Source organism: Alkalihalobacillus sp. FSL W8-0930, assembly GCA_037965595.1.
Taxonomy (GTDB): Bacteria; Bacillota; Bacilli; order Bacillales; family Bacillaceae_D; genus Alkalicoccobacillus.
The window spans coordinates 3,269,927-3,292,824 of the sequence record CP150183.1 but is presented as its reverse complement, the minus strand read 5'-3'; the positions used below and the strand labels follow the sequence as shown (position 1 = coordinate 3,292,824).

At 41.3% G+C, this 22,898-nt stretch carries 23 protein-coding genes; 13 read left to right on the top strand and 10 right to left on the bottom strand.

The genetic code is table 11. From position 1 onward, the window contains the following. Positions 1 to 22: 22 nt before the first annotated feature. Positions 23 to 631 carry a class D sortase gene (locus NSQ54_17175; GenBank protein WYP26037.1) on the top strand — a complete coding sequence of 203 codons (609 nt, stop codon included), beginning with the start codon at positions 23 to 25 and terminating at the stop codon, positions 629 to 631. 31 nt (positions 632 to 662) lie between these two features. Next, entirely contained in the window at positions 663 to 1,181 is a 519-nt protein-coding gene (locus tag NSQ54_17170; protein WYP26036.1) for a hypothetical protein, read from the top strand. Positions 1,182 to 1,232: 51 nt separating this feature from the next. On the opposite strand, the gene NSQ54_17165 is transcribed toward NSQ54_17170, so the two are convergent. From NSQ54_17165 to NSQ54_17145, 5 genes are all read right to left on the bottom strand, one after another. After that, the gene (locus NSQ54_17165; protein WYP26035.1) at positions 1,233 to 1,427 is read right to left on the bottom strand and encodes a hypothetical protein; all 195 of its coding nucleotides are present in this window, start codon (positions 1,425 to 1,427) and stop codon (positions 1,233 to 1,235) included. Positions 1,428 to 1,617: 190 nt separating this feature from the next. Beyond that, a complete protein-coding gene (locus NSQ54_17160; GenBank protein ID WYP26034.1) occupies positions 1,618 to 2,139 on the bottom strand; it encodes a hypothetical protein in 522 nt (173 codons plus the stop codon). 469 nt (positions 2,140 to 2,608) lie between these two features. Beyond that, positions 2,609 to 2,758 carry a hypothetical protein gene (locus NSQ54_17155; protein ID WYP26033.1) on the bottom strand — a complete coding sequence of 50 codons (150 nt, stop codon included), beginning with the start codon at positions 2,756 to 2,758 and terminating at the stop codon, positions 2,609 to 2,611. A gap of 18 nt (positions 2,759 to 2,776) precedes the next feature. Then, positions 2,777 to 3,259, bottom strand: coding sequence for an SGNH/GDSL hydrolase family protein (locus NSQ54_17150; protein WYP26032.1), 483 nt, complete (start codon positions 3,257 to 3,259; stop codon positions 2,777 to 2,779). A gap of 88 nt (positions 3,260 to 3,347) precedes the next feature. Further along, entirely contained in the window at positions 3,348 to 3,578 is a 231-nt protein-coding gene (locus NSQ54_17145) for a hypothetical protein (GenBank protein WYP26031.1), read from the bottom strand. A gap of 102 nt (positions 3,579 to 3,680) precedes the next feature. On the opposite strand from NSQ54_17145, the gene NSQ54_17140 reads away from it, so the two are divergent. Then, positions 3,681 to 4,454: a hypothetical protein gene (locus NSQ54_17140; GenBank protein WYP26030.1), complete on the top strand. Its 774-nt coding sequence runs from the start codon at positions 3,681 to 3,683 to the stop codon at positions 4,452 to 4,454. Between the two features lie 15 nt (positions 4,455 to 4,469). After that, on the top strand, positions 4,470 to 5,273 hold the full coding sequence (locus NSQ54_17135) for a sialate O-acetylesterase (protein ID WYP26029.1): 804 nt from the start codon (positions 4,470 to 4,472) through the stop codon (positions 5,271 to 5,273). Between the two features lie 25 nt (positions 5,274 to 5,298). Here the strand turns inward: NSQ54_17135 and NSQ54_17130 are convergent, their stop codons facing one another. Then, positions 5,299 to 5,511 carry a hypothetical protein gene (locus tag NSQ54_17130; GenBank protein WYP26028.1) on the bottom strand — a complete coding sequence of 71 codons (213 nt, stop codon included), beginning with the start codon at positions 5,509 to 5,511 and terminating at the stop codon, positions 5,299 to 5,301. 128 nt (positions 5,512 to 5,639) lie between these two features. On the opposite strand from NSQ54_17130, the gene NSQ54_17125 reads away from it, so the two are divergent. Further along, entirely contained in the window at positions 5,640 to 5,840 is a 201-nt protein-coding gene (locus NSQ54_17125) for a hypothetical protein (GenBank protein WYP26027.1), read from the top strand. An 85-nt stretch (positions 5,841 to 5,925) separates the two neighbouring features. On the opposite strand, the gene NSQ54_17120 is transcribed toward NSQ54_17125, so the two are convergent. Further along, the gene (locus NSQ54_17120) at positions 5,926 to 6,537 is read right to left on the bottom strand and encodes a hypothetical protein (GenBank protein WYP26026.1); all 612 of its coding nucleotides are present in this window, start codon (positions 6,535 to 6,537) and stop codon (positions 5,926 to 5,928) included. 207 nt (positions 6,538 to 6,744) lie between these two features. Here NSQ54_17120 and NSQ54_17115 point away from each other — a divergent pair, with 207 nt between their 5' ends. From NSQ54_17115 to NSQ54_17095, 5 genes are all read left to right on the top strand, one after another. Further along, on the top strand, positions 6,745 to 7,230 hold the full coding sequence (locus NSQ54_17115; protein ID WYP26025.1) for a DUF1643 domain-containing protein: 486 nt from the start codon (positions 6,745 to 6,747) through the stop codon (positions 7,228 to 7,230). A 375-nt stretch (positions 7,231 to 7,605) separates the two neighbouring features. Further along, positions 7,606 to 8,013, top strand: coding sequence for a hypothetical protein (locus NSQ54_17110; protein ID WYP26024.1), 408 nt, complete (start codon positions 7,606 to 7,608; stop codon positions 8,011 to 8,013). 18 nt (positions 8,014 to 8,031) lie between these two features. After that, positions 8,032 to 8,253: a DUF6366 family protein gene (locus tag NSQ54_17105; GenBank protein ID WYP26023.1), complete on the top strand. Its 222-nt coding sequence runs from the start codon at positions 8,032 to 8,034 to the stop codon at positions 8,251 to 8,253. Between the two features lie 120 nt (positions 8,254 to 8,373). Then, positions 8,374 to 8,820 (top strand): hypothetical protein, encoded by a 447-nt coding sequence (locus tag NSQ54_17100; protein WYP26022.1) that lies wholly within the window; start codon positions 8,374 to 8,376, stop codon positions 8,818 to 8,820. Positions 8,821 to 8,835: 15 nt separating this feature from the next. After that, complete coding sequence (locus NSQ54_17095) at positions 8,836 to 9,132, top strand: hypothetical protein (GenBank protein WYP26021.1); 297 nt, start codon at positions 8,836 to 8,838, stop codon at positions 9,130 to 9,132. An 82-nt stretch (positions 9,133 to 9,214) separates the two neighbouring features. Here NSQ54_17095 and NSQ54_17090 read toward each other — a convergent pair whose 3' ends face one another. Beyond that, on the bottom strand, positions 9,215 to 9,685 hold the full coding sequence (locus tag NSQ54_17090) for a hypothetical protein (protein WYP26020.1): 471 nt from the start codon (positions 9,683 to 9,685) through the stop codon (positions 9,215 to 9,217). A gap of 166 nt (positions 9,686 to 9,851) precedes the next feature. On the opposite strand from NSQ54_17090, the gene NSQ54_17085 reads away from it, so the two are divergent. Continuing rightward, a complete protein-coding gene (locus NSQ54_17085) occupies positions 9,852 to 10,580 on the top strand; it encodes a hypothetical protein (protein WYP26019.1) in 729 nt (242 codons plus the stop codon). A 192-nt stretch (positions 10,581 to 10,772) separates the two neighbouring features. Here the strand turns inward: NSQ54_17085 and NSQ54_17080 are convergent, their stop codons facing one another. Continuing rightward, positions 10,773 to 11,087: a hypothetical protein gene (locus NSQ54_17080; protein WYP26018.1), complete on the bottom strand. Its 315-nt coding sequence runs from the start codon at positions 11,085 to 11,087 to the stop codon at positions 10,773 to 10,775. 173 nt (positions 11,088 to 11,260) lie between these two features. Here NSQ54_17080 and NSQ54_17075 point away from each other — a divergent pair, with 173 nt between their 5' ends. Next, the gene (locus tag NSQ54_17075; GenBank protein WYP26017.1) at positions 11,261 to 11,833 is read left to right on the top strand and encodes a hypothetical protein; all 573 of its coding nucleotides are present in this window, start codon (positions 11,261 to 11,263) and stop codon (positions 11,831 to 11,833) included. A 928-nt stretch (positions 11,834 to 12,761) separates the two neighbouring features. Here NSQ54_17075 and NSQ54_17070 read toward each other — a convergent pair. Beyond that, positions 12,762 to 14,441, bottom strand: a complete 1,680-nt coding sequence (locus tag NSQ54_17070) for a methyl-accepting chemotaxis protein (protein ID WYP26016.1) — start codon at positions 14,439 to 14,441, stop codon at positions 12,762 to 12,764. 374 nt (positions 14,442 to 14,815) lie between these two features. On the opposite strand from NSQ54_17070, the gene NSQ54_17065 reads away from it, so the two are divergent. Beyond that, positions 14,816 to 22,891, top strand: coding sequence for a SpaA isopeptide-forming pilin-related protein (locus NSQ54_17065; GenBank protein WYP26015.1), 8,076 nt, complete (start codon positions 14,816 to 14,818; stop codon positions 22,889 to 22,891). Positions 22,892 to 22,898: the final 7 nt, after the last annotated feature.

Genomic DNA, 22,898 nt, shown 5'->3' with positions numbered 1-22,898 from the left:
TTTATAGAAAAGAGGGCAGGCTGTGCTTAGAAAACTATTGATTGTATTTCTAGTGATTGTTGGGGTGAGCTTATTACTCTATCCAAAGCTAGAGGCATTCTACTTTGCAGGAGAGCAAGAGAATTTAGTAAGGGAGTTTGAGCTGCTATCATCAATTGACGTCGATGAAAACGAGGAACATACGCTTGATGTGTCTAATAATGGGCTGCAAGGTATCGGAGACAGTGATGTAGTAGGAATCTTGAGACTTGAAGCGATTGATTTGGAGTTAGCTATCTTTGAAGGGGCCAGCAATGAGAATCTAGACCGAGGATTAGGGAGCATTACAAGCTTTGATGAATTAGGAAAATCGAATGTGTCCATTGCCGGCCACCGTTCAGTCACGGATGGAAAACTATTTAACCGGTTAGGTGAGGTAGATGAAGGCGACACCATTGACGTGATCTCTCGTTATGGTCAGTATGTGTTTGTTGTAGAAGACGTGTTTGTCGTACATGAAACGGATGTCAGTGTCTTAGAAGATACAGGAGAAGCTGTGGTGACGTTAGTAACGTGTACGCCAATTGGAGCGAAAGACCCTGAGGATCGGTTGATTATTAGAGGGAGTTTAATTGAGAACTTTGGGGTGTGATACTCCATAATTAATCTCAAGGAGGTTATGTATGAAGTTATCAAAGCAAGACTTCTACTTTGGAGCATTGCTATCATTGTTAGTTAAAACAGGATTCGTCCCGGCTATAATAGAAGAGGGAGAGTCCAATCAGATTTATAAGATAACGACTAATTACGATTATGTCTTTTATTCTAAATATCTATCTAAGACTAGTTCTGAATCTAAGAAAGATAGTACTTGGCAGTTTCAGTTTAGTGAATTGGAACTGAAACGGATAAGGGATTTGAGTCCTAACGAGAAATTCATTTTTGCATTTGTATGTGGACGACTCGGACTTAGAGAAAGTGAGATTGCCTTTCTAAGTATTAAAGAGCTCCAAGAATGTTTAGGAATTGATTATCAGACACCAAACAGAACTGTGGCGATGAGGACGACTAACGGAAGTCCTTATATTAAGGCATATGGTACAGGCAGAGATCGTTATGACCAATCACTTCAAATTACTCGAAATCCTAAAACGAGATTAGACCAATTTAAGGAAACGATTCAACCTAATTATGTTAGTTAAGATTTTCTATAACATGAACAGCCTCTCATCGAATTTGAGAGGTTTTTTGCTTTATCCGTATTCCCTAAGAGTCATTTCAGCATTAAACCGTTGTTGACCAATGTTGCGATCTTTGGCAAGTCTTCTAAGAATGGCAATCGAATCCTTTTTACGATAGTTCATTTGAATGGATATGACACTTGTCCATATAAGCACACTTGGATTCGTTTCTTCCAAGAGGTTGTCTATAATAATAGGACCGTTCACTGAGTCACGTCTGATTTTTTCAGATAAGGTAAAGAGAATTTTTGATGACTTGTTGCCTCTTTTATAGTTACCTGTTTCCTCATAAATTAAGCGTGTTTGATAAATTTTTCTTTCACCTTATTTAGGTCCATTTATACCTTCCTTTGAAGTTAATCTTAGAGCTCCTTGCATCAGACTTTATAATGAAGAATTATATATGTTCCATCCTCAATGTTATCATCGGCAGTCCTGATTTCTTTCTTTTATATCTTGCGCTGAGTCGCTCATATACCATGAAAATAGCACAGCCAATAGCTCCTGCAGTAATGAATTGTACGACAAAATAAAGAAGGTCGAGCAAGAAGAACGTATTCTGATCTATCCATGCGTTAGTAAAGTGAAAAAGTATATTCATGATAGCTACAGTGACCATGCAAACGAAACCAAGAAACATCCAATACCCAACTTTTAGTTGTGTGACTACTCTTTTTTGTTTCCCGGTCTGCCGAACCATAGGCATTTCACTCTCGTCACTTGTAAAGTTAAAGTACCTACCTAACCATCTTAATTCGGTTCGGTCAACCTCACTAATGGTAGTCGCCTTTAGATCCAGTCGTTTTAGTTCTCCCAGGTCGTTCTCGATCACGAGGTCTTCTGTGTACTGCATTCGTTTTAATATATACGACTTGCCCAATGTGAAGTGTTCAAGTTGTTTGATGTTCTCTAGCTGCATGTTTTGTATCCTCCTGAACTCCATTCACTAATCTATTCATCTTTTGTTTTACTAAATCTATAGGAAACTGCTTTGTATACAATAATTATGAGGTACATGACGTAACCTATAAGAAAGGTAAGGCCAACGTTTTTAAATGCTAAACTAACTTCTTTAAATGTAATTAGACTCCATAAAAATGGTAGGAGCTCGTATGTAAGGGCAAACCCAACTCCAAGAATGGATGGAGCTATCACAAATGTTATGAAAAAAGATTTAAACGAATCAACCATATACTCTCCTTGTGCAGATCATGTGTTTCTTTGATACTACCACTAATTGCCCAATGAATTTCTAATTTAATTCTAAAGTTAGTATGAATAAAGTCTAAATACCTACAAATGATTCTGTCTAATACAATATAAAAGGACAAATCATTGAGTCATATAAATGATTTGTCCTTTTATTTATTCTATTATCAGTCATTTCGTTACAACCCAGTTAACCTCGCCACAACTGGATTCACATAAAACAACTCATACCCCTCTGTATTCGGGTGAGTTCCATCTTGGTTGATGGTATAGGCATTGTTCATTTCTTCTAAGTAGGTATTCAGGCCACCTTCTGTAAATAGGTCCACATAGGGAATACTCCACTTTTAGCAAATCTCCAATGCTTTATCTCCAAAAGCCTTTTGTTTATCAGCTTCTCTTGATTTCATGTTGTGCGGGCGGACGTAAAGGACTTTGGCGCCGAGCCAGTTTGTTTTAAACTTTTTACAAATGGATTCAAATCCTCCGCAGAATGTACTCTCATCAAACTCGTTGTTGTAGCCTTCTGTTACTTCACCTAGTGGCGCGTTGCGTGAGCCCACGATATCGTTGGTCATTCCGTTAAAGACAATGTAATTAGCTTTAGCACCTTCATTTAATGCTTTTTCAATATGGATATGTAGATCATTTTCTAGGTGAGGGATGCTTGTAATCGTTGCGCCGCCTCTTGCATAGTTGGTGTATGGCATAGCTAATTTGTCTGCAGCCATTGTGGCGAATGATTTTAAGTTATTTTCATTGCCATGTGCAATGCTGTCTCCGAAGATTAGGAGATGTTTTGATGAGAAGTCTTGAGTTGTTGCTGTCATGGGTGGATCCCTCCAAGGTTTAGTTAAGCGTTTACATATCTCTTTTTATTCGCTATGGTTAGACAAAATCCTTCTAAGCGTTTGAAATTTATGGATTGGCAAAGAAGATGTATCTGAAGAAGAAAATCGTTAGCATAAAGAAAAACAGAAAAGCGTTAATGCCTATGAGGGTAAGCTTGTGTTTTTTATTGATGAAGCTTAGAGATAGGGAGAGTATAAACAGAGGTGTGAACACGATCGTAAACGTATTAGGTGTGTTCCATAAAACGATTGCGTAGATCAATGATAGAGTTGTTGTAATAATCGTCAGTAAATACATGATTCATTCCTCCTTATCCGTTACACTATTCTTACAGTGTAGTTTGAAGATAGAGATTTATTCAAGGTATTTTTGAAATCGCTTTCTTATAGGGGTGACTTAATGAAGTCTTTTATGCATATCTCGACGGACGATATGATAACTATGTTTGAAGATTTGGCTCGCTATGCTTCTTCTTACACAAGCATGTTTGATCAACCGATTTTGTCCTTCTTAAGAGACATGCACCTTCAATATGGCATGGTGCATAGTGGATATGTGTTTTATGAGTCGGAAGATCAATCATTTGATCTGACTCAGGTTCCTGAGACGTTTGCCAGTGAGTTTCAAGAGAATGCTCATTGGTTGAGGTGGGGGTTTCATGCGGAGAATGTGCGGTCGCGCTATGAGTCTACTACTTATGATCAAGCGAAGAATGATTATGAGAAAGTGCTAAGGGAGCTAAGCCGGATCACGGGAGGGGCAGCTGCGATTGATCGGGTTGTGCGCACGCATTTCTATGAGGGGAATGCGGAGGCTGTTTCAGCATTTAAGGATCATTCTGAACATGGCGTGACTGGGCTGCTTTCTTCGGAGGATGATCGCCGTAGTTATGATTTGAGTGCTGAGCAGTGTGATGAATTGAGACGAGACGGGCGTATAAGGGATAGGACAAGGGGTCTTACGATTTATCGAACGGATATGCGTCTGGAACATGTCCCGGATGTAGAGAGTCAGCTTAAGCTGGTTCAAGCTACAGAGAAGGAATTAATTATTTTTACACATGAGAAGTACCTATTTACTGAAGAGATGAAAGAAAAGATTAGACTATGTTGTGAATTTGCGGTAGGGAATAGCTATCGGTTCGGTTTTCCGATGGATGAAATCGACGACTAAACAAGGGGGGACATTGTGATTATAGTGAATCTTGTGTTGTTTATGGGGCAGTCAAATATTGCGGGCAGAGGTGTTGCAGAGGATGCGCCAACTGTGGCGGAAGGGCATGGGTTTGAATTTCGTGCAGTCACAGATCCGACGAAGCTCTATCCTGTGACGGAGCCTTTTGGTGTGAATGAGAACAGGGAGGACGGAATTACAGAGGAGACGAAGACGGGGTCGCTCGTTTCGGCCTTTATCAATGAGTATTACTTCATTACGCAGGTGCCGATTGTAGCTGTGTCTGCATCAAAGGGTGGGAGTTCAATAGATGAATGGCAGCCTGGTACGGCTTATTTGGATGACGCAATTGGTAGACTGCACACAACAAAGGAATGGCTAGAGTTGAACGGATATGAGACGCGGCATGTGTTTATGGTGTGGTGCCAAGGAGAGACAGATGCGCTTATGCCAAAGGATAGCTATGTGCCGAAGCTTACGAACATGATTGAAGAGATGATGGAACATGGAGTCGAGCGTTGTTACATGATTAGGATCGGCAATAAGGAGGGGACGGATCTGTACAAGGCGATGATACAGATGCAGACGGAGTTTTGTAAGACCTATCCCCATGCAACGCTTGTGTCTACTCTCTATGCTGGGATGACCTCAGACAAGCTGAATCTAATGAAAGAGGATGGCATTCATTACACGCAGGAGGGGTATAATCATGTTGGCGTGGAGGCAGGGCGGAATGTGGCCTTTCATGTGAATAATCGGAAAGAGCCTTATTTGTATGATCCGGAGTATGAGGGGCTTTATTTTTCTTATAAGAGTTGAAGAAAGACATTCGCTTTGAATGTCTTTAATTGATATCCTCTGCTGGGTCCTTGCCTTTGAATGTAAAGAAGAACTTAAATAAACTTATCAAGAATGCAGCTAGAGATAACCAAGCTACGGTGTTAGAGACAGGAATTACATTTAAAAAACCTAGAATGGCGATGATGGGCATAACTGCAATTCCAGAAATGATGGTTCTGTAATGTGAATGATCTACCCTCTGTTTAAGTGTAACCATAGAACAATCCTCCTTAATCATGTCTTTGTGTTTGAGTACCCGGTTACAGACTGCTTAAACAAAATATGTTTAAATACCTGTAAATTGGATATTGGAAAAGTAAATACATGAGGAAGGGAGGGCTGACTATGTCTTTTCTATCAAGCAATTGGTTTCTCACGCTAACTGCTTTTGTCATTTCGTATCTATCCGTGTCAGTGAGCGTACAGGCAACAGCGAGTGGCTGGGTGCATCAGACGATTGAATGGCTGATTGTGTTTAGCCTGGCTTTTGTAGTGATGAAGATTGTTGCGAGGGTGCCGAGTGGATCTCAGAAGGGGTTTAATTAAAAGAATCTACCATCGGCGACAAAAGGCCGATGGTAGACGATGTAGTTGTATTACGTAGTATTGACCAACTGTGGTCCACATCTTTTTATCTAAAGTAAAGGCTCAACACATCCATAGAATCTAATTGTCCCCATTTCAAGTACTTTAACAAGAAATCTCTTCCTTCAGGTAGATAAAACGTTTCATCCATTTCAATTTGATGGTCTTGTGTGGTTTCCCATTTGGTTAAAGTTGATTGATAGCTTCCATCTCCAAGGATATGTGCACTATAAATCTCACTGAACTTCTTGATACCTGGATTTTTAGCCAAGAAATCTTCTGATAAATCAACGAAAGAATGGGCTAAATGCCGAGGTGTGTTCGCATCAATTAAAATAATAAATGCTGATTCATGAGGCAGCTGTTTCATTACATCAGCTGGAATTTGATCATATTGTAACTTTAAAGGTAATGGCAAAGAATTGTCTTCAATTGCTTTTTTTACAGGTGCGATTTGTAAATGTGCAGCAGCTAAATAGCAATTAATGGCTAAACCTTGTGCGTTAGATAAGTGAGCAATTTTTCCTAAACCTACGTAGTTCATTAGATCATGTGGGTTATACTCTAGAGCATCGATATAACACTGTTTTGCTTCTTCAAACTTCCCTTGTCTTTTAAATGATACGGCATTTGTTATGAGTTGATCTACAGCTGTCATTTAAGAACACTCCTCGTGTATGTAATAAACTATATGCATATATATTAGGAATGATGGTATTTATGATAACTGTCTTCGTTTCTCTTTAATCCAAAAAAATCATCTAACACCAAGATGGCTTCTTTTTACCAACTTAGTTGAATAAAATCCATCATCGGGCAAAAATGTCCGGTGGTGGATTTTTTGCGAAAAGGAGAGGGGAAATAGATGAAGTACTTGTCATCAGATGCATTTCTAGATTCGACTGGAACCTACCGTTACTTACTGAACCGTGTGTGGGAGCGAGATACAGGAAAGGTTGTCTTTGTGATGTTAAATCCAAGTACAGCAGATGGAAGAGAGGATGACCCGACGATTCGTCGATGTGTTGGCTTTGCGAAGGACTGGGGGTACGGCGGACTTGAAGTGGTGAACTTGTTTGCGTTGCGTTCTACAGATCCGAAGCAGCTTCTTGTACATACAGAGCCTGTTGGGGCGGAAAATGATGCGGCGATTTTAGCAGCGGTTCATGAGGCTGATCTAGTGGTCGCTGCATGGGGATCAATGGAGAACAAGTTAAAGCGGGACCGAATGGTGCTCAACCTGCTTAATGAGAAGGAGGTCTACTGTTTGACGACTACGCGCGATGGGCATCCGAGGCATCCTCTTTATGTGAGGCGGGAGCAGGAGCCGGTTTTGTATAGAGTGTTATAGATTCTATTATTGTTTGGTATTTATAATTTTAGGTAATATGTAAAATAAAGTATTGGTGGAGGTGAGCAGTATTATGAGTACGCTGACTATTGATCTCTTTATCTTCTTTCTAATCGGAGTTGTGGTCTTTTCATTAGCCATGCTGACTTATACGACAATCAAAAAGAAAAAGTAGTGGAATAGAGATGTGAGTAAAACTTAATGTCAAAGTATTAAATTCTGAACATTCTCATATCTAAAACTCACCATATTTGTTACAATTAATGGTATAGAAAGACGGCTCCAACATTCCTTTCCTTACACCCCTTTTATAATGATTGGTAACGATTGTAAGTGGGTATGGAATAAAAAGGATTGTTGTAGGGGGCGTCTATTATGAGTAAGTGGAAAGAAGTGTTTGGTGGTCTGTTCTTAATTAGCTTGCTAACATCTTGTAGTGTATCAAATGAGGACCGGGCGATTGGGACTTGGCAGGTTGTATATGATGGTGTGAAATTGGATTCGTTTTTAGTCATATCTGATGATCAGACGGTGACGATTGACGAAGGAGATGTGCCAATGAGAAGTGGCACGGAGGAATATCGAATTGTAGATACAGCTGAAGATGCGTTTACACTTGAGATTGCGGATCCAAGTAACGACTCCTATCATCCCATTTTTGAAGGATATTTTGATGATCAAGATACGATCGTCATGGGTTCTGAGAGTGATGGGGATCAAGGGGATGTACTGATTCGAGTGGAGAGTTTAGACGAGGCACGTGCTGAGTTGGAACAAGAATGATAAGAGGGTGGTTAGTTGATGGCACACCAACAAAAAGAAACCCCAGAAGAAAAAAGAGAACGCTTAAGATTTGAGGAACAAAAGCGGAATGCTGGTGGAAACTTTAGTGACGGGGTCAACCGGAGCTATGGTGGCGGACTTGGAGATTTAGGCTGGAAAGGTGTTTTGGGCTTACTTGTGTTATTAATTGGTGGTTATATTGGATACCGCCTGTATGTTTTAGGATATTTTCCGTGGTGAGGAGCGATCTCAGAGTCTGAGGTGGCTTTTTCATTTTATGAATAAAAAGGAAATAATGGAGATTGATGACGATTATCGAAGGGTATGGGAGAGAAAGGCTTATGATTGGGGGCGTTTGATATGAGAGAAAGATGGAGCGCAATGCTTGGTGGTCTGTTCCTCATGAGCATACTCACTGCTTGTGGTGTAGATTATGAGGAGCAGATTATTGGATCCTGGCAATCTGTTTCCGATGGAAAGAAACAGAACCGGTATTTAACCTTTAGCGACGATCAAACGGTTAGTCTTGTACATAAAGTACCAGATTCGGAGAGCCAGGAAGACTATCAGATTAGAGAAACGGACGAGGGCTTCGATTTAGAGATTGACGTCTCAGGAGATGACAGTTCATTTATCTTAGAGCTACTAGATCCAACAGAAGGCGAATTTAATGGAGTGTTCGAAGCGTATTTTGAAGATGAGGATACAATCGGCATTGGCTCAGAGGATGATGACAACCAGGACTTCCTCATTCGAATTGATCGCATAGATGAAGCGCACGGAGAGTGGATGCGAGACAATCAATAGTTGGAGGTGGCTACGTTGGAACAAGAGACGATTGAGAGAAGGAAGGATCGTTATTTGTTTGTGGAGGGTTGGTTGTGGTTTGGGATCGTTGTTGTCTACGCGGCCTTCGCCGTTGTATCCGCTATAAATAGTTGGGATGACTTTGATACAGATACGACCTATATGGTAGCCTCTCTCTTATTTAGAGTGCTTGTTTCCGTTGCTCTCTTAATTAAAGTGGTGAAGATGAGAGAGTTTAAGAAGACTGTTCGTTTTTATGTGTATTTGGGGCTGCTTGTGGTTGCGTTGGTGGTTTTCTTTTTTCCTTTTTAGGTGGAGTATGAGTAGAAAGAAGAAAAGGAACGCATCTTGTGAGGGATGCGTTCTTTTTAAAGACTTTAACTCTCCTGTTTTATTAACTTTTGTAGCTTCTCCAAAAATTAGTGTCTGTATCGTACATTTGATCGGGGAATAGGTCCTCTACCGATTTCACAGGATCTATAACAATGTATAGGTCGTTTGTTTCAGGATTTACATGAACGGATTGATAGGCATTTGTATAATCAGAGTGTCCACCCCAAGGAAGGTAGATTTCTTCTTTGTTTCCTCGCTCATCCGTAATTTCAACATAGACAAGGTCTTGATGTTCCATAATTCTTTCTGCAAGAGTGCCTCCTTCCATATGTAAAGGTAGTTTGTTCACATCGGATCGGAGCTGCAGAATAAGAGAGGATGCTTTAGAATTCTTTTGAATACTAATTCGACTCCCTCGATTATAAAAGGTCTTCAGTTCACCTAAATAAAAGCCGCCAATCTGTTCTGGCTTTATTCCGCTGACTCCATCCAAATTCTCAAAAACAAGTCCAAGTTCTTTTAATCTACTCATTTTGCATACCCCTCCTAGAATTTGTAGTTATTCAAACATAACAGAACATAATTCAATTGATCAATTAAAAGGTAGAGAAGGATATCTACGTATTTATCTCTAATAAATGGATTTTAACTGTTATAATGGTAAGGTAATGCTATTTTACTAGACAGAGGAGAACATCATGAGTAAACACAAGAGGTTATATAGTCATTTATTATTATTTGTTATCTGTGCTTTCTTATTAGCAGCGTGTAGCTCAGAAGGTCAATCAGAAGTGACCAAAAGCAAACCTGAGAAAGGAGAGCCTGTTGAAGTGAAGGAAGATCAGGATGAAGAAGCAGAAGCAGTGCCTGTAGAAGAAAATATTGAGATAGAGATTGATAGTGCTGATGAATTAGTAACATCAGCTGGATCGAGTGACGAGGTTGAGGAGACGAATATTAAGGAAGAGGAAGATACTAGTACTACTGAGGCGAGCGAATCAAACGATGTTGATGAAGAGTTAGTTGATGTGGAGATGACTGAAGCGGATTCGAGTGAGGACGACACGGAGTCAACAGAACCTGAAGACGCAGGAACAATACAAAGTGAGCCTGGCTATGAAGGTTGGGTTGATGGGAAAGGGTTACCTTGGAAGGAGTATTTTGGGTCAGATCTTGGTGTAGACATTGACCCTGAAACAAAATTTTCAGATATCACGATTCAATCAGTATCTAGCCCGTTCAAATACGCTCCCTTAAAGGCTGAGGGCGTGTGCTGGGCGGAATATTGTATGAGTGCAGATGAATTACCCGAGACGGCATTCATTGCGGCTGATGGCTATATTTATGATATGGATTACGCTGGAACGTGGGAATATCATTTTGAACTTGATGATCCATGGATTTTTTATGCTTGGAATTTTGAATAGAAGAGAAGAGGACTAGTTCAGATACTAGCCTCTTTTTTATATACGGCACTTAATTTTGTTTAGACAATGACAATTCTTTAAACAGTGCGTTTAAAGTTAAGAGGATCACTGAAAAGCTGATGGAAAGAGTGTGAATGCGAGGTATAAGTCTAGGGGAATGAATGTTGATGAATTTCACTTGGGACCTCCTAGTTAATATAGGATGACATTTACGGAGCAACCGATAAGAGAGAAGATTAAAAGAATGCTCATTGTCATGTATACGAATTTCTCAAAGCCTTTCGAGCCAGTAACGTTTGTGCTGAATAAGAGAATTAATACGAGATCAAGTGCTGCGACAACAACAAAATAAATAGGATCATCAGCGAAAAATGACCTTTCAAACACACCAACGAGATTCATTAAGAATATAGGAAGGAATAAAAAGATGTTCAAGAGTAGATTTCCTCTAACTGCTCTCTTTTCAAGCGACTTATCTGTCTTAATCGGACTTTTATGATGTTTCATTTTGTGCCCTCACTTACATAGGTTTGTTAACTAGAATGGTAATAAAAATGAATCACATGATCAAATAAAAAGGGAAGATTTTTAAGAAGTGGCGGGCGGTTAAGACTGTCTTGTTAACAAATAATTGGTTTATTTATAAATAAAAGGGTAGAGGGAGTGAAAGGGGGAATTCGATGAAGAAGATGTCTGGAGTTGTACTACTATCAGTATTATTGATCGGCTGTAGCAGTCAGAAGAGTTTGGAGGAATTTGAAGAGGATTATGCTGTAAACTTCTACACTGAAGACATTGGGGATCGAATTGCAAATCTAGATGAGAATCAGATTGAAGGATTACTCGCTTATATTGAAGAGTATCAGGCAGAGGGCATATCTGATTTTGAGATCTTACATCACTCAGATGGAGAGGAGGGTGACTTTTTTAGCATTCTACTCAAAGCACCAGAGAGGGAAATTCCTGATTATGAGCTGTATCGGGTTATACATTTTGATATTGAGCCTTCAGATGATGAATTTGTACCCGTGCGAGTGACCTTTAGTTTAAATGGAGGCGGTGGAGTTGAGTGGGTCGAGTCACTTGAACCCGTGGTGCGACATTCAGATGGTCTCATAACGATTGAAACGATTGGACAATGGCAAGCAGAGTTTATTTATCAAGGGGAAATGGTGATGTTTCACGCGGATGACATCTGGACGGTTGAATTTACAGAAGAGGAGCTGCGAGCGATGGAGCCAGTTGGAGATTAGATAAGATCGGTGAGGCGGGAGATCTTCTGTTACAATTGTAGGAAATGATTTAGTATGGGGTGGGCAGACATGTTGAACAAACAGTACTTGGGTTGCGCTGCTTTTTTGGTAAGTGGATTGGTTTGTATGATATTTGATCTCTACGTAATTGCATTGTTACTCCTTCTCTGTTCCACGGTTATTTTAAGCTTTATGTTATATAAGCGAATCCAAGGCTCGGCAACGAAAATAGCTTTTGGAACCACTCAATTCCTGATGATCACGAGTATGATGGTGTTTTTAATCATGAATTTTATATAATGTATGTAGAGCTTTTAAGGAAGGAGAGGTTACAGTCCGCATATCAACGTTTTTCACACAGCTTGCAATCATCCTATTTGTTTATTTTGTTATGCTGGCATTAGGAAGTCTGCTGCAGAAGGACTTTATCATACCTGTCACTTTCACCAGTGATGGCATGACCATTCAATTTTTCGGATTCGTCCTTTGCCTACTTTTGTCTAATCTCATATATTTCTTTGTTTTTATTCCTCTTAGTAATCATTCAAAGGGCGAACGTTCTCAAGACAGCGATTGGCGATAGATAGGATTTAGATGGGGTGGAATGGGAAAACGATATATTAAACTGGCGTGGATTGGTGAATCTGCGCTTTTTCGTATGTGTAGGGAGTGGTTTTGAGAGTAGTGAAGGATGATAGTAAGAAGAAGTGGGGAGATACATCGGAGTTGAGGGGAAATACATCGTGAAAAGCCTGAATACATCGGTTCAGCGGAAAATACATCGTGAACCCCAAACTGTCTTTTCTGCGCATCCCCACGCCAAAGTCGCACACAATTGAAGGAACCCGCGCACTATCCACGTCCCCCACCCCCACACAAAAATCCCCCCACCAACAACGGCAGGAGGACCATCCAACTTCTTTCTCCACTACACCTTAAACCTCGAAATCTCATCTCTCAAATCTCCAGCCAAGTCGGCGAGTCCTTGCGCAGACGCGGCTACTTCTTCCATGGCAGCGAGCTGCTCTTCGGTGCTTGCGGCGGCGTCTTCGGTGCCGGCGAGCGTGGTTTCGGAGGCTTGGTTCATTTGGGTGATGTGACTTTTCAGTTGTGTGGTTTGTTTGGCGATGTCTTCGGCAGAGCCTGCGACGGTTTGGATCTGGTTTGTGACTTTGTCGATGGAGGCGGAGATGGCTTCAAAGGATTGGTCGACGCCTTTGATCATCTGTGTGCCTTTTTCGACTTCGCTTGTTCCTTTTTGCATATCGGTTGCGGCTGATTTGGCTTGTTGCTGGATGCCTTTGATCATCGCTTCGATTTTTGTGACGGATTCTTTGGATTGCTCGGCTAGGCTACGGACTTCTCCAGCCACAACGGCAAAGCCTTTGCCACTTTCGCCAGCTCTAGCGGCTTCGATGGCTGCGTTTAACGATAATAGGTTGGTTTGATCAGATATAGATGTAATTAATTCTAAGATGGTGCTAATTTCGGTTACTTGGTCATCTAGTTGGTTCATCGTCTTAGATGACGATGCCACCGTACGGTTAATCGATTCGATTTGTTGAATGGCTTGTGCGACCGTATCTCGGCCTTCTTTTGAGCGCATACCCATTTCTTTGGAATCCGCTTTCATAGATTGAGTTGCTTTTGTAATATGCTGCGCTTTTTCTTCCATTAGTGTGGATGCCTGCATGCTTTCACTAGATAACGTGACGCTTGTATCAGCGGTATGTGTTAACGATTGCACGGTATCTGCAATTTGATTAGTGGCTGCAGATGTTTCTTCAGAGCTAGCTGAAAGCTCTTCTGAAGTAGCAGCAACATTTTCTGCAACATTTCTCGTTTGTCCAATAAGCTGTTGAAGTGATGCTTTCATTTCGTTAAATGAAGAACCGAGTAGAGAGAGCTCATCTTTTGTTTGGATCTCGATAGGCGGACTGGAAAGGTCGGCGTTAGCAATAAGATTGGCTTCGCCTACTAATTGTTTTAATGGCTTGGTAATAGATCGTGCTAGCCATAACACTAGAACAATCATAATAAGAACTGACAATGTGACAATGGTAATCACTAGTGTTTGCATGGTTTGCAGTTCAGCTTTGTTTGTATCAAAGCTTGCTTCCATACTCTCACGGCGATTTTCTGCTAGCTCTTGAAAGTTACTAGTGATATCGCGTGCGATCATTGTTGTTGAATTGCGCATCACTTCACTTGCGCCTTCCGTATCACCTGATTGGTATAAAGGTAGTACTTCATTTTCAATGATATCAAGCCATTGGTCCGATTTTTCAATGGTTGCAAGTAGCTGTTCATTGGAAGATAAGGCTACTAGTTGTTCCTTTGTCTCGGCGATTCGTTCATTCACTGCATCAAATCGATCTAAAAAGTCAGCTTCTCCAAACATAAAATAGCCTCTAATCAATGCTAAGCGATCATTCATGCTGCTTGCCATTTGCTCCTGAAGCACCACGAGTTCAAAGTCAACGTCCTGCATCGTCTCCATTCGATCATTTGTTTGAATCAGGGAAATCACCAAGTACACTGATAATCCCGCAAATAATAAAAGTACTGCTCCAAACACACTAAATAACTTTCCTCTAATCGTTCTCAACCACCTATCACTCTCTTTCTCTCTTAGTTTCTTCGAAAAAAGAATTCGAATTATGGTATATATCGGCTTAAAAATGAATAGATTAATTCGGTTCTAAATTTTGAGAGGATGGTCCCGATTTCGAGGATTCTCTGATCAGAATTCGTTCTTTTTTTATGTTTTTCTTAAATGGGTATATAGTATCGGTCTATAGTACCTGATTAGTAAGATCTGTAAAATGCAGAGGAAATGTGGAAGTAATAAGCAAATCGACTTAAGATTCGAAAAAATGAATAGGTCTAAGTAACCGATTACATCAAGTTCAAAAGTAATGCTATTCTGGTGAAATTTGTGCAATTATAATAAGTCTGAAAACTTAATAAGGAGGAAGATATATGAAGAAAAAAGGGATGATACTCCTACTCGCTCTCCTTTTTGTTTTTCAACCCGTACTTGCAAGCTCGGGCATTGCATTGGCTGAGGAATCAGACAATCCGAACGAGCTCAATGTAGAGGTTGATTTGGTGAATGGGGAAGAGACATCGCTCCAGGAGCAAACCGTCTCAAAAGAAGATGCATTTAAGACACTGATTAACGTTTCTAGTGAGGCAAGTGAGAACGACGGGACAGAAGAAGTAGAGGTTCCGCAAGAAGTGACTCTAACAGGGGAAACATCAGGTGATTTACATACAGAAGATGGAACCGTCATCGGTACCTATGAAGTGGTCAACCAGAAGATTGCATTGACCATTCTCCCTCAAGAGGCAGCGTTTGTTGGCGTCATCAGCTTAGACTCCAAGTGGAATGAGGAAAAGGTAGAAGAGCTTAGCGGCGCACAAGACCTTTTATTCAAATGGAGCACGGATGAACAAAAGTTGAATGTTACGTTTGAAGAAGTGGTTGAGGAAGAAGCAGTGGAAGAAGAGGCTGCTGAGGAAGAAGTAAAAGAAGAAGAGCAAGAAGCAGCTGAAGAAGAAGAAGTAAAAGAGGAAGCGCAAGAAGAAGCAGCTGAAGAGGAAGTAAAAGAAGAAGAGCAGGAAGAAGCAGCTGAAGAAAAAGTAAAAGAAGAAGAGCAGGAAGAAGCAGCTGAAGAAGAAGTGAAAGAGGAAGAAGCTGAAGGCGATGAGTCAGCTGAAGCAACAAAAGAAGAGCAAGAAGCAGAAGAGGCTGAAGACGAAGAAGTCTCCATTGCAGCTGCGGCGGTTGTGACTGAGATTACGGAAAATATCATCACAAATGTTGAACTGAAAAATGCGGAAGGTAAACCAATTCACCGTGATGACAATCCGGATTATCGTCCAGTGCGTGGAAGTGTCGCGAACATCTATATGAACTGGGAACTGCCAAACGGACATGGATACGCGAGTGGGTCCACCTTCACATTTGAATTACCAGAAGAGTTTGAAGTCTTTAACGTAGTATCTGGTAATTTGGACTTTGATGGAGACAGTGTTGGTACATTTACGCTGGCAATGGATAACACAGTCGTTGTCACATTTAATGAAACCATTGAACAATTATCAAATATTAAAGGTACCTTGTATTTCCAAACGAAAATCACTGAGAAGCTTGAAGGTACGGTGGAACGAGAGATTGTCTTTAAAATCTTTGATCAAGTGATTAAAACGATTCCTGTTTTATTCGAAACACCAAAGGGCGCAGATCTTAGTAAAAAAGGAACAGCGGATCGTGCGTACAATGCACAGAACATCAGTTGGACCGTTGATTTTAATAAGTCGCTGTCCACGCTAAAAGAAGCTACTTTAAAGGATACTTTGGGAGAAAATCTAACACTCTCACCTGGTACAGTGAAAGTTTACAAGTTAAACGTAAACGTAGATGGTAGCGTGAGTCAGGGTGAAGAGCTTGATTCAAGTAAGTATACAGTGAACGAAGAGAAGGTTGAGATTTCGTTTAACGAAGAGTTAAAGCATGCGTACCGAGTGGTGTATGAAACGGCCATTACAGACCGTGTGGCGACACAGTACAAGAATGATGTTGTGTTGACTAGTGATCAGGGTGAGTTAAAAGCACACGCGACTGTGGAGACAAGACGTGGTAAAGCTTTAGAAAAGCGAAATGCTAGCTATAACTCGAACAGTCAAACTGTCACATGGGAAATCATGTACAACTATAATGAGCGATCCATTAATCAAAAGGATGCACTGCTGGCAGATGTTTTACCGGATTCACATGAATTAATAAGTGATTCGGTAAAAGTAGAAGAAGTAACAATTAACGAAAACGGTGGAGAAGGAGAAAAAAAGGTCGTAACAAACTACTCTGTGATCCCGACTAATGATGGATTCGACCTTCAATTTACCGAAGATATTCAGAATGCATATAAAATCACGTATAAAACAAAATCAAAAGAACGTCAGATTGATTCAAAAGAACTTGTAAATACAGTAACCAATGGCGGTGAAACAGGAACAGGAAGACAATGGACCAACCAAGAAGTCATTAACAAATGGCATTCTCACATCAACTACACCAACAAAACAGCAAGATGGAACATTGGGTTGAACCGTGATTCCTATGAGATGAGAGAAGTGGTCATTCACGATACGTTCCTAAACAAGGGATTAACGTTAAGAACAGATGAATTCAAAGATACGATTAGAATTAAAAAAATAGAAACCGGTGAGTTCCTAGTAAAAGATCAAGACTATTTCTTTACTGTAAATGAAGATACAGGGTTTACTCTTACCTTTAAAGATCCTGTTAAAGTCCCTTACGAAATTTCCTATGAAACAGATTTTCGTTATGATGGGTTAACGAATAAAAACGGGGAGTTTGAAAACCAAGCAAAAGTAACATGGGTTAACGAGAAGGGTGAAACAGTAAAGAAGGATGCACATGCACGTTTTGACCCGGATCGTTACACACGTAACAATGGCTTTAAAAACGGTAGATACAACGCCACAACCAAAGAAATTTCTTGGGAAGTCGGTGTGAACTACGACCTCAAAAATCTGAAGGATATCGAAGTGAGAGATGAAATCCAGGGTGGTCAAAAGCTACTTCCTGAAACGATTACCGTCTATAAAATGAAATTAACTGGCGGTGGAAATGGTGTTAGTAAAGGAGACTTATTAACAGAAGGTAAAGACTATCAATTAAAAGTAGAAGGTAACGAGTTTGTTGTGACATTCCCGGGTGAACGATCTGATTCCTATTGGATTGATTACAAAACAAGCCTGGATGAACAACTAATCGTTAGTCACTATGATAACCGTGCCGTTGTCACAAGTAGAGATCAAGTCTTTAACCTCGACGCACGTGTTAGCATCAACCATGGTGGCAGTTACGTCAACAAGACCGGCGGACAGAATGGTGCAATGATCAACTGGAAGATTGATATTAATTTTGCTCAATCAACTGTATCCAATGCTGTCGTAAGTGATGAACAGAGCAGTAAGCAAAGCTTAGTGAAGGAATCATTTAAGCTGTATGCAACAAACGTTGATACGAATGGAAATGTTTCTAAGGGCGATGTGCTTAAGGAAGGCGAGGATTACAATCTTGTGATCAAAACAGAAGATGATGGATCGCAACGTTTTGAGCTTTCGTTTAAACACAGAATGACATCTGCCTACATTTTAGAGTATCAATCGTATATCGACGCAGTTGATGGAGAGACTCTTACGAACAAAGCTAAGTTTAATGGTGAACAAATTACTAATGAGATGGTGGAATCAAATAAAAGCATTAAAGTAAATCTCACAACAGGTGGCGGTTCGGGAAGCGGAGAACGCGGAAATATCGAAGTGAAGAAGATAGATGCTAAGACTGGTAAAGTGTTACCAGAAGCAACATTTACTCTTTATGATCGCACAGGAGAATTCGCTCTGCGCACTGGTACAACTGGTAAGGATGGCATTGTCCGCTTTAACAACCTTCGTTACGATACGTATATCCTGAAGGAAGACCAGGCACCAGAAGGATATGCGGTCGGGATTGACGAGAAAAATGGAAAAACCATCGAATTTACCAAAGATACAAAAAAACCATTTAAGGTTAAAAACAAGAAGATTACTAGACACGTCGAACTCACAAAAGTAGACCAAGAAACAAAAGAAGCGCTAAATGGTGCAGAGTTCACCTTAGAAAAGAAACAAGGTGATAAGTGGGAAGTCGTATCTCGGAACCTGAAAGTAGAAGAGGGAAAAATATTCTACGAGGATCTTGAAAAAGGGACTTACCGCTTCATTGAAACAAAAGCACCGCAAGACTATGTATTAGATGACAAACCGATTGAATTTAACATTGAAGAGAAACAAACAGAAGTAACAAAGGTTCAGAAAACCAATGAAATTCAAAAAGGATCTGCAACACTAAAGAAAATCGACTCAGTGACTGGCGATGGACTAGAAGCAGCAGTCTTTAAGCTCGTTACGAAAGATGGTCAAGTGGTACAGGAGGATGTGAAGTCTAACGAAAATGGTGTGGTTGAGCTGACAAATCTTCGACCGGGCACCTATCAATTGATTGAAACACAGGCACCACAACACTATCAGCTTGATAACACACCAATTGATTTCACAGTGAAGGCTGGAGAAACAGAGACTGTGAAGCTACCAGATAAGAAAAACACGCTTATTACTGGTAGTGCGAAAATCAAGAAGGTAGATGGAGAGGATCACTCGGCTCTTGCTGGGGCTGTGTTTACTCTATTAGATGAAAAGGGCAACGCGCTACGCGAAGGACTTGAAACCAATGCAGCTGGACATCTTGAAATTACAGGCCTTGCACCAGGTAAATACGAGCTGGTTGAAACGCAAGCACCTGCGAATTATGAGAAGCTGAAAGACCCAATTGCATTTGAGATTAAACCAAGTGAAAAGACTAAGGTACAGTTTGAGGAAACAGTGAAGAACTACCTGACACCGGGATCTGTTTTACTTGAGAAAACAGATGACAAGGATGGCACAGCACTTGCAGGAGCCGTATTTAGCCTATTCACAAGTGGTGGAGAAGAGCTTCAAACTGAGCTTGTGACAGATGAGAATGGGCAGCTTGAGGTTCATGACCTGAAGCCAGGCGACTATTACTTTGTTGAAACAAGTGCACCTGATTTTTATCAAGAAAATAGAGAGCACATCTCGTTTACGATTGATCGTGGGCAAGTGAAAATTGAACTTGTTCCAGTCACAAACACATTAAATCCAGGTTCCGTTGCTTTAGTGAAGGTAGATGCTGATGATGAGGCGGTTACGCTAGCTGGAGCAGAATTCAAACTTGTAGACGCGGATGATGAGGTCATTAAAGAAGATCTTGTCACAGATGAGAACGGTCGGATTGTGGTCGGAGATCTTGCGCCGGGTACCTACTATTTCGTAGAAACCAAAGCACCGACTGATTATGAGCTAGATGCATCAAAGATTGAAGTGAAGGTCGAAAAAGGCCAAGAGGATGCAGCAACGTTTACGGCTGAGAACAAGCTAAAAACTGGATCTGTTGTTCTTGAAAAAGAAGACGATGGATCAGGTGAGAAGCTTGCGGGAGCTGAGTTCCGCTTAGAAACATCAGATGGGAGAGTAATTGAAGAAACACTCGTCACAGATGGGAATGGACGCATTGTAGTCGAAGGGCTGAAGCCGGGATCGTATCAGTTTGTAGAGATCAAAGCACCAGCTGATTATGTACTGAATGATGAACCATATCCATTTGAAATAATAAAGAGTCAAGAAGAAGTGAAAGTGGTTAAAGCAACAAACACGCTCGTTCCGGGATCAGTTGAATTGATTAAAGTGAACAAACATGATTCAAGCGAAACGCTAGCAGGAGCAACATTTAGCTTGTTTGATGCAGAGAGTAATCTTGTACAAAAAGATCTTGTGACAAACGAGGAAGGCAAACTGGTTGTGGAAGGTCTTGCACCAGGAAGCTATTACTTTGTTGAAACAAAAGCACCAACGGATTTTGAAGTAGATGCAACACCAATTCCGTTTGAAATTAAACGTAGTGAAACAACGACAGTAGAAAAAGTGCCGGTCACCAATGAACTGATTCGCGGTCAGGTGTCATTAGTGAAAACCGACAGTCTCAATTCTTCTATCGTCCTACCTGGAGCTGTTTTTGAGCTTCAAGATCAAAATGGGGCTATAGTCGCTACAGAAGTGACAAATGAAGAAGGCGTAGTGAACTTCGCAAATGTATTACCAGGTGAGTACGTGGTAGTGGAAGTTGAAGCACCATTTGGATATGAGCTGGATGCAACGCCAATTCCAGTAACCGTTGAGCGCAGTCAAGCTGAGGTACCAACGCTTACGAAGGAAAACACATTAACACCAGGATCATTTACATTATCTAAAGTAGATTCTGTTGATGAGTCACTGACACTTGCAGGAGCAGAATTCAAGCTACTTGATGAGTCAGGTGAAGAGCTTCAAACAGGTCTCACAACCGATGAAAATGGTCAGTTAACCATTGAGAACTTACCTCCGGGTGATTATCAATTAGTTGAAACCAAAGCACCAACGAACTATGTATTAAACGAAACACCAATCATTTTTACAATTGAAAAAGGTCAGCAAACCGTGGCTGAAAAGTCATTTACCAATACACTTGCACCAGGTTCTGTGGCGCTTGTAAAGGTAGATGCTGACAATCCAGAGGTCACACTGGCTGGAGCGGAGTTTACGTTAGAAAACGCTGATCGCGAGACAGTCCACGAAAATCTAGTAACAAATGAGTTTGGACGCATCGTGGTGGATGGGCTTGTTCTAGGCACGTATTATTTTGTGGAAACGAAAGCACCTGAGCACTATGTGCTAGAAGAATCAGAGTATGAAGTGGTTGTAGAAAAAGGGCAAGAAGAAGCGGTTGTCATTACGGCAGAGAACACACTTGCGAAGGGCGGCGTTGTTCTTGAAAAAGTCGATAGTGTTGATGGTTCAGCCCTTGAGGGAGCAGAGTTCCGATTGGAAACATCTGATGGAGATGTGGTCATTGAATCACTAACGACAGATGAGAATGGACGAATTGCCGTAAGTGATTTGAAGCCAGGCAGCTATCAGTTTGTCGAAGTGAAAGCACCAGTTGGATATGTACTAGACGATGCACCAATTGCATTTGAAGTGGTGAAAAGTCAGGATGCCGCACTTGTGCTGCAAGCGGAAAATACACTGACTCCAGGATCATTTGTATTGGAGAAGGTAGATTCGGTTGATCCTAATGTAACGCTCACAGGCGCTGAATTTACATTGCTTGATGGAGAAGGTACTGAGCTTGAAACAGGCTTAGTGACAGATAAGAACGGACAGCTGAAACTTGATCAGCTTGCACCAGGAAACTATCAATTAGTGGAAACCAAAGCACCAGAGCATTATGAATTAGACGAAACACCAATCACATTTACGATTGAGAAGAACCAGCAAACCGTTGTAGAAAAGACATTTGAAAACACACTACAACAGGGAACGGTAAAAATTGTTAAAGTGGATGAGAACGACGAACAGCGTACACTCGAAGGAGCGATTTTCCGTTTAGAAGATGAAAATGGGAACATCATTAAAGGCTATTTACAGACAGATGAAAATGGAGAATTCCAAGAACAACTTGCACCAGGAACCTATGTGTTAATCGAAACACAAGCACCAACAGGTTATGAGCTAGACCCAACTCGACATGTGATTGAGGTTGGGGTGGCCAGCACCGAAGTCATCGAACGCATCATTACAAATGCACGTACACCAGAAGTACCAGAAGAACCTTGCGTGCCGGGGAATCCAGGAGAACCGGGAGAGCCAGGAGAACCGGGAGAACCAGGGGAACCGGGTAACCCTGGAGAACCAGGAGAACCAGGAGAGCCAGGAGAACCAGGGAATCCGTGTGAGCCAGTAGAACCAGAAAATCCGTGTGAACCAGGAGAGCCGGGAGAGCCAGGAGAGCCGGGAGAGCCGGGTAACCCAGGAGAACCAGGAGAGCCAGGAGAGCCGGGTAACCCAGGAGAACCAGGAGAACCAGGGGAGCCGGGTAACCCAGGAGAGCCAGGAGAACCAGGAGAGCCAGGAAATCCGTGTGAACCAGAAACACCAGAAACACCAGAAACACCAGAAACACCAGAAACACCAGAAACACCAGAAACACCAGAAACACCAGAAACACCAGAAACACCAGAAACACCAGAAACACCAGAAACACCAGAAACACCAGAAACACCAGAAACACCAGAAACACCAGAAACACCAGAAACACCAGAAACACCTGGGACACCTGGTGAACCTACTGAGCCACCAGCTCCATCAAACAATACAGGGAACAACGGTCAGAACAATATTGTTCCTGTAGTGAACGGTCCGAAAGCAGGAGCAGCCACTCCGGCGTCAGGATCAAAAGCAGGTACTCTTCCTCAAACAGGAGAGCAAGCTTATCTCATGTATCTTTTTGCAGGGGTGCTACTCATTCTGATTGGAGCGGGAGTGATGATTCAAAGCAGACGTTCAAGAAAAGTAACCGGAAAGTAGGGAGCTC

Bases quoted from the DNA above. Each gene is read 5' to 3' on its own strand.
- NSQ54_17115 (WYP26025.1), top strand. From the start codon at position 6,745: ATGAAGTACTTGTCATCAGATGCATTTCTAGATTCGACTGGAACCTAC.
- NSQ54_17145 (WYP26031.1), bottom strand. From the start codon at position 3,578: ATGTATTTACTGACGATTATTACAACAACTCTATCATTGATCTACGCA.
- NSQ54_17080 (WYP26018.1), bottom strand. From the start codon at position 11,087: ATGAAACATCATAAAAGTCCGATTAAGACAGATAAGTCGCTTGAAAAG.
- NSQ54_17170 (WYP26036.1), top strand. From the start codon at position 663: ATGAAGTTATCAAAGCAAGACTTCTACTTTGGAGCATTGCTATCATTG.
- NSQ54_17105 (WYP26023.1), top strand. From the start codon at position 8,032: ATGGCACACCAACAAAAAGAAACCCCAGAAGAAAAAAGAGAACGCTTA.
- NSQ54_17130 (WYP26028.1), bottom strand. From the start codon at position 5,511: ATGGTTACACTTAAACAGAGGGTAGATCATTCACATTACAGAACCATC.
- NSQ54_17120 (WYP26026.1), bottom strand. From the start codon at position 6,537: ATGACAGCTGTAGATCAACTCATAACAAATGCCGTATCATTTAAAAGA.
- NSQ54_17090 (WYP26020.1), bottom strand. From the start codon at position 9,685: ATGAGTAGATTAAAAGAACTTGGACTTGTTTTTGAGAATTTGGATGGA.
- NSQ54_17110 (WYP26024.1), top strand. From the start codon at position 7,606: ATGAGTAAGTGGAAAGAAGTGTTTGGTGGTCTGTTCTTAATTAGCTTG.
- NSQ54_17065 (WYP26015.1), top strand. From the start codon at position 14,816: ATGAAGAAAAAAGGGATGATACTCCTACTCGCTCTCCTTTTTGTTTTT.
- NSQ54_17160 (WYP26034.1), bottom strand. From the start codon at position 2,139: ATGCAGCTAGAGAACATCAAACAACTTGAACACTTCACATTGGGCAAG.
- NSQ54_17150 (WYP26032.1), bottom strand. From the start codon at position 3,259: ATGACAGCAACAACTCAAGACTTCTCATCAAAACATCTCCTAATCTTC.
- NSQ54_17125 (WYP26027.1), top strand. From the start codon at position 5,640: ATGTCTTTTCTATCAAGCAATTGGTTTCTCACGCTAACTGCTTTTGTC.
- NSQ54_17085 (WYP26019.1), top strand. From the start codon at position 9,852: ATGAGTAAACACAAGAGGTTATATAGTCATTTATTATTATTTGTTATC.
- NSQ54_17100 (WYP26022.1), top strand. From the start codon at position 8,374: ATGAGAGAAAGATGGAGCGCAATGCTTGGTGGTCTGTTCCTCATGAGC.
- NSQ54_17140 (WYP26030.1), top strand. From the start codon at position 3,681: ATGAAGTCTTTTATGCATATCTCGACGGACGATATGATAACTATGTTT.
- NSQ54_17075 (WYP26017.1), top strand. From the start codon at position 11,261: ATGAAGAAGATGTCTGGAGTTGTACTACTATCAGTATTATTGATCGGC.